The organism is Kitasatospora sp. NPDC058478, from assembly GCF_042720345.1.
GTDB lineage: Bacteria > Actinomycetota > Actinomycetes > Streptomycetales > Streptomycetaceae > Kitasatospora.
In genome coordinates, this window is sequence record NZ_JBHXML010000142.1 from 1 (window position 1) to 6,097 (window position 6,097).

The 6,097-nt window shown below is 69.0% G+C and carries 6 protein-coding genes; 2 read left to right on the forward strand and 4 right to left on the reverse strand.

From position 1 onward, the window contains the following. Nucleotides 1-109: 109 nt before the first annotated feature. Nucleotides 110-1,300, reverse strand: a complete 1,191-nt coding sequence (locus tag ACFWPT_RS40560; RefSeq protein ID WP_380488045.1) for a cytochrome P450 — start codon at nt 1,298-1,300, stop codon at nt 110-112. Nucleotides 1,301-1,482: 182 nt separating this feature from the next. Here ACFWPT_RS40560 and ACFWPT_RS40565 point away from each other — a divergent pair, with 182 nt between their 5' ends. Together ACFWPT_RS40565 and ACFWPT_RS40570 are read left to right on the forward strand one after the other, a co-directional pair. Then, entirely contained in the window at nt 1,483-2,157 is a 675-nt protein-coding gene (locus ACFWPT_RS40565) for a helix-turn-helix domain-containing protein (protein ID WP_380378290.1), read from the forward strand. A gap of 107 nt (nt 2,158-2,264) precedes the next feature. After that, nucleotides 2,265-3,104, forward strand: coding sequence for an SAM-dependent methyltransferase (locus ACFWPT_RS40570; RefSeq protein ID WP_380488047.1), 840 nt, complete (start codon nt 2,265-2,267; stop codon nt 3,102-3,104). A gap of 216 nt (nt 3,105-3,320) precedes the next feature. Here the strand turns inward: ACFWPT_RS40570 and ACFWPT_RS40575 are convergent, their stop codons facing one another. The 3 genes from ACFWPT_RS40575 to ACFWPT_RS40585 are packed head-to-tail and all read right to left on the reverse strand — an operon-like array spanning nt 3,321 to nt 5,361. Further along, nucleotides 3,321-3,983 (reverse strand): 4'-phosphopantetheinyl transferase, encoded by a 663-nt coding sequence (locus ACFWPT_RS40575; RefSeq protein WP_380378286.1) that lies wholly within the window; start codon nt 3,981-3,983, stop codon nt 3,321-3,323. Next, on the reverse strand, nt 3,980-4,867 hold the full coding sequence (locus tag ACFWPT_RS40580) for an alpha/beta fold hydrolase (protein WP_380488049.1): 888 nt from the start codon (nt 4,865-4,867) through the stop codon (nt 3,980-3,982). Before ACFWPT_RS40580 ends, ACFWPT_RS40575 begins: the two co-directional genes overlap by 4 nt. Beyond that, nucleotides 4,864-5,361, reverse strand: a complete 498-nt coding sequence (locus tag ACFWPT_RS40585) for an SRPBCC family protein (RefSeq protein ID WP_380488051.1) — start codon at nt 5,359-5,361, stop codon at nt 4,864-4,866. The genes ACFWPT_RS40580 and ACFWPT_RS40585 overlap by 4 nt, the downstream gene beginning before the upstream one ends. Nucleotides 5,362-6,097 lie beyond the last annotated feature (736 nt).

Sequence of the window (6,097 nt, forward strand, 5' to 3'; positions counted from 1 at the left end):
GGGTGGAGCGGCGGGCGCCCCCCCCCCCCCGGGGGTGCGCCCCCGCCCCGCTCCGGCTCCCGGCGCCGACCCCGACCCTGGCCCCGACCTCGCCCGGTCTGGTTCGCGGTCACACGTCCCAGGTGACCGGGAGGCTCTTCACCCCGTAGATGTCCGCGCTCTCCGGCCGCAGGCCGACCTCCTCCGCCGGTACGGCCAGGCGCAGCGTGGGGAAGCGCTTGACCAGGGCGGTGATCGCGACGCTCAGCTCGACGCGGGCCAGCTGCTGCCCCAGGCACTGGTGGACGCCGTGGCCGAAGGCCAGGTGCCCGCCGTACTGCCGCCGGAAGTCGAGCACGTGGGGATCGGCGAAGCGCTCGGGGTCACGGTTGGCGGTGTTGTACGACAGGATGACCGTCGTGCCGGCTTTGATGGTCTGGCCGCCCACCTCGACGTCCTCCAGCGCCGTCCTCATGAACGACTTGGCGACGCTCAGGTACCGCAGCAGTTCCTCGACGGCCCGGCCGGTGAGCGTGGGGTCAGCACGCAGGTCGGCCAGCTGCGCCGGGTTCTGCAGCAGCGCGAAGGTGCCCAGCGCCAGCATGTTCGCGGTGGTGTCGAGCCCGGCCGCCAGCAGGATCAGGCTGACGCCCCTCAGCTCCTCATCGGTGAGGTCGCTGTCCATGAGGTCGCTGAGCACGTCGTCGGTGGGGTTCGCGCGCTTGGCGGCCACCAGCTCCGCGAGGTACTGCTGGGTCGCCGTGTAGGCCGCGATCAGCTCCTCGTCGCTCGTCTCCCCGTTCACGAACGAGTCGATCTGCTCCTGGAAGGAGCCGCGGTCCTCGTACGGCACCCCCAGCAGCTCGCAGATCACGATGGCGGGGATGGGCTTGGCGAACGCGGTCACCAGGTCCGCCGACGGCCCGGCCGCCTCCATGGCGTCCAGGCACTCGGCGGTGATCTGCTCGACGCGCTCGGCGAGCAGCCGCATCCGCCGCACGGTGAACTTGCCCACCAGCGGCTTCCGGTAGCGCCCGTGCTGCGGGTCGTCCATGAGGAGGAACTCGCCGGGCGGAGCCGGAGGAATCTCGAAGTCGCCCACGTTGATGAGCTCCTTGCGCGAGCTGAACCGCGGGTCGGCCAGGACCGACCTGACCAGCTCGTACCCGGTGATCAGCCAGCCGGCCGCCCCGCCGGGGTGGGTGTAGCGGCTGATCGGGCCGTGCCGTCGGGCGTCGGTCAGCTCGGCCGGCGGGTCGAAGGGGCAGCCGGGCGGGCGCGCCGTCGGCAGCGTGGTGACGGTGTGGACGGATTCACCCATGACCGTTCCTCATCTCGCGGAAATGCTTCTTCGGGACTATTCGAAAGCTACGTTGCATTCAGCATGGTCGCAATGAGTCGTAGGAGTTTTCCCTGTTCAGTAGCGGTAAATTGATGCAATGACGCTGAAGTCGAATGCAATGCCGCATTGCAATGAATGAATGCGAAGGCAATACTGGCGGCATGCCAGGAGGACGACTGACCCAGCAGGACCGCCAGCGCATCGCGGCCGGACTCGCCGACGGGCTCTCCTACGCCGAGATCGCCAGACGGCTCGACCGGCCGACCTCGACGATCAGCCGGGAGATCGGACGCAACGGCGGCCCCAGCGGCTACCGGCCCGAACAGGCGCACCGGGCGACGGCCCAGCGCGCGCGGCGCGGCACCCCGGCACCGCCACCCGCGGACGGGCCCTCGGGCAGCCCGACAGGAGAGGAGATCATCGACATGGCGGTCAGGACGGGGCTGCCGAGGATGACGGCGCGCGTGCACGTCGACCTGCTGCTGTCCGAGGACGGCAGGCGCACCGCGGCCGAGCTGACCCGCAGGCTGAACGTCAGCGCGGCCTCCGTCTCCGTGGCCGTGAACTACCTGGTCCAGCACGGGTACGTCCGGCGCGAACGCGACCCGCAGCGGCGTCGCGACATCTACGTGGTCGACGACGAGGCCTGGTACCACTCGATCATGATCGGCTCGCGGGAGACGCTCGGGACGGCCCAGATCGCGATGACGGCCGCGGCGGAGTTCGGGCCCGACAGCCCCGTGGGGCAGCGGCTCGCCAGGGGCGGGACGTTCCTGGAACGCGTCATCCAGGACATGGTGGAGTCCGCCGACCGCTGGCGGCACCTCCTGACGTGACCTCGTGGCGTTACATCAACTCGCTTTCCCCGCAGGCCAGGTGCCCGTCCGGACCGGTGAGGGGAGTGCCGGCCCGGCCGACTCGGCGCCGGGGTAGATTCCCGGGCATGACGACCACCGACCCGCTGAGCCCGGTCTCCCGTACGGCCCTGTCCGTCGCGCTGGTGCGCGCCTACGAGAGCTCCCGCCCCGAACCGCTGTTCACCGACCCCTACGCCGCCGCCTTCGTCACCGCCTCCGGCATGCCGATGCCCACCTCGGGACCGGAGAGCGGCCTCGCGAAAGGCCTGGTGGTCCACGGCATCCTGCGCACCCGCTTCTACGACGACCGTCTGCTCGCCGCCGGCGCGGACCAGGTCGTCCTGCTCGCAGCAGGCCTGGACGCCCGCGCCTACCGGCTCGACTGGCCGTCCGGCACCCGCCTCTTCGAACTCGACCTCGCGCCCGTCCTGACCTTCAAACAGCACGTCCTGGACGAACTCGGCGCCGACCCGGCCGGCGAACGCACCACGCTGCCCGGCGACCTGCTGGACTCGGACTGGCCGCGCCGCCTCGTCGAAGCCGGCTTCGACCCGGAGCGGCCCACCGCCTGGCTGGCCGAAGGACTGCTGGTCTACCTCACCGCCGACCAGGCGGCCGGCCTGCTCACCGCCGTCGGCACCCTCTCCGCGCCGGACAGCCGACTGCTGCTCGAAAAGGGCCGGGACGTGACCAGCACCCCGCAGGACCCGACCCTCGCCCACATCACCGACCTGTGGCAGGGCGGCCTCGGCCCCCAGACCCACGAGTGGCTCGACGCCCACGGCTGGACCACCCGGCTCACCCTGCTCGACGAGGTCGCCGCCGCGTACGGCCGCCCCTTCCCGCCCGGCTCGGGCCCGAGCACCACAGGGTTCATCGAAGCGGTGCGCACGGCCGACAACGGCCCGGCAGGCCCCGCCCGTTGAGGGCGATCGCCCGGGCGGGGCAGGTCCATGGGCCGGGGCTCCCTGTCCTGTCCCTCGGATCGTCCCTCTGACCGGATCCGTCAGCTGTTCCCCGCCCCCGCGTCGGCCTCGCTCCTGCGCTGCACGTGGGGGCGGGGCCGCCCCGGGGGCTGCTCCTCGCCCTGTAGGCCCTGCGGCGGCCGGTTCGCGGTTCGGTGGTGCTTCGGTGCTGCGCGCTCAACCGGTCGTCGTCCCGTGCGGGATGGTGAGGGTCGTGAGGAGGATGGCACCGGTGGTGGTCCAGCGGCCCTGGCAGCGACCGGGCAGGTGGGGGTGGTGGGCGGTGAAGGTGCGGTCGGGGTGGAGGCGCACGGAGATGCCGGCCAGACCGGTCCAGCGTCGGGTGAGCGGGTAGCAGGCCTTGTACGTGGCCTCCTTGGCGCTGAAGAGCAGTCTGTCCCAAGGGACTTGGCCGTGAGGTAGCCGGTCGAGCCGGTGACGCTCGTCCTCGGAAGCGGTGAGGGCGAGGACCCCGTCGGGGAGCGGTAGAGCAGGCTCGGCGTCGATCCCGAGCGAGACGACATCGGCCGTGTGGGCCGCAGCGCAAGCGGTGTAACCGTCGCAGTGGGTGATGCTCCCGACGGTCCCCGGCGGCCACTCGGGGGCCCCGCCCGGCCCCGGGAGGAGCGGGACCGGCGGGTGGCCGAGCTGGGCGAGAGCACGACGGGCGAGCGTACGGGCGGCGGTGAACTGCCGCTGCCTGCGGGGAGATCGGCCACTGATGTGGGCGCGCTCCGCAGGAAGGAGCGCGCCCTGGGGCGGCGGCCCGAAGGCCTCGGTGCAGTGGACAGTTGGCGGCAGGAGCCTGCCCAGCTCGGTGGTGAGGGTGGTGGTGGTCACCGCTGCGAAGTGAGTGTGAGCTGGTGGATCTGGCGGGCGAGTTGGTGAGGGGCTTCGAGCGGGAGGATGTGGCCGGCGTCGGAGAGGGTGTCGACGGTGGTGTTGGGGAGGTGGGTCTGGAGGGTGCGGATGTGGGTCTGGCCGACGGAGGTGTCGTGGGTGCCGCGGAGGATCGTGGTGGGGGTGGTGATGTGTCGGAGGTGGGGGGTGTGGTCCATGGTGCTGGTGGAAGCGAAGGTGGTGAGACGGGTGTGGGGGTCGGTGTTGGCGAAGAGGCGCCGGTTGGTCTCCTGGGTGTGAGCGGGGGTGTTGGGGTGGAGGGTCTTCTTGAGGAGCTGGCGGCCGAGTCGGGGGTTCCTGAGGGCGCGTTGGAAGGCCTTCGTCTTCATGATGCGGAGTTCGCCCGGAGGGGTCTGCTGGTCGTCGGCGGCGCTGGCGGCGAGGAGCAGGCCGACGAGGCGCTGGGGCGCGGTGCGGGGGGCGTCGGCGTAGAGCTGGGTGGCATAGGCGAGCGCGGCGTAACCGCCGCCTGAGTGGCCGGCGACGACGACGGGGCGGTGGGGGGCGAGGGCGTCCGCGACGGTGGCGAGGTCGTGCCCGAGTTGCTGGATGGTGAGGGCGTTGGAGCCAAGGGTGCTGGTGCCGTGGCCGCGCTGGTCGTAGGCGGCGACGGTGTGGCCCTGGGCGGCCAGCAGCCGGGCGGTGGCGTGCCAGACGGTGTGGGTGGCGCCCCAGCCGTGGGCGAGGACGATCAGGGGCGTGGTGGTGACGGTGGTGTCGTGGGGGTCGATGTGGGCGGGGTGGTGGATGGCGACGGTGAGGCGGGCGCCGTCGGGGGTGGTGGTGGCGAGGTCGGTGATGGTGACGTCGGCGGTGGTGGTCACGAGGTGCTCCTGTCTGCGTCTGGGGTGTCTGTGGCCCGTGTGAGTTGGTGGTTGAGGTTGGTGAGGGCGTTGTGGGTGGCTTTGGTGTGTTGGTTGGGGATGGTGTGTTTGGGGAGGAGGGTGGGCCATCCGTGGGGGGTGGTGGTGAAGGTGATGGTGAGTTTGGTGTGTTGGTTGTTGTGGGTGGGGGTGAGGGTGTAGGTGGTGGTGCCGGTGAAGTGGCCGGTGTGGGTGGTGGTGAGGGTGTGGGGGGGTGTGGTGTGGGTGGTGGTGGCGGTGGTGTGGATTTTGGGTCCGGGTTTGGTGTGGCCGTTGGGGTGGATGGTGATGTGGGTGGTGCCGCCGGGGTGTTCGGGGGTGGGGTTGCCGGGTTGGTGGGTGTTGTGGGGGGTCCACCAGGTGGTGGTGCCGTTGAGTTCGGCGATGAGGTGGTTCCAGACTTGTTGGGTGGGGGCGTGGATGATGGCTTCGTTGATGAGGTCGTAGGTGTGCATGGCGGGCCCTCCTGTTCTTTCCTGATGTCCTGATGTCTTGAGTTCCTGAGTTCTTGTTTTTCTGGTCTCTTGCCTTCCCGCTTATCCGGTCTTCTGTTCTTCTGGTTTATTGGTATTTTTGTCTGTATTTCTTTTTGTCGCTTGTCGCTTGTCGCTTGTCGCTTGTCGCTTGTCGCTTGTCGCTTGTCGCTTGTCGCTTGTCGTTTGCGGTTTGCGGTCTGGGTGTCTGGCGTTTTGTGCTTTTCGTTTGTGGTTTGTTTGTTGGTTTATTTGTGTTTTTGTGTGTGCGTGTTTTATTGGTGCATGTCTGCTGTGTGTCTGGGCTTGCTGTGTGTCTGTGTGTGTGGCGTTTTCTGTTTGTGTGCCGGTGCTTGTGCGCCTATGTCTGTGTCGGTGCCTGTGCTTGGTGTCCGTGGCCGGTGTTTGTGTGCTTGTGCTTGTGCTTGTGTGCCAGCGGCCGGTGGTTCGTGGGCCTGTGCGCCTATTCCTATTCCTGCGCCTATGCCGGCACCTGTGCTTGTGCTCGGTGCCTGTGCCTGTGCTTGTGCTCGGTGTCTGTGGCCTGTGCTCGTGTGCCTGCCTGCGGTTTGCTGTGCGTGTTTCTGGTTCTGTGTCTGTCTGTGCCTGCCTCGTGCCTGTGCTTGTCTGTGTCTGTCTGTGTTTGTGTGTGTTGTTAGGGGAAGATGTTTTGGCCGGGGGTGAGGGTGTGGGTGGGGTCGTATTTGTGTTTGGTGTT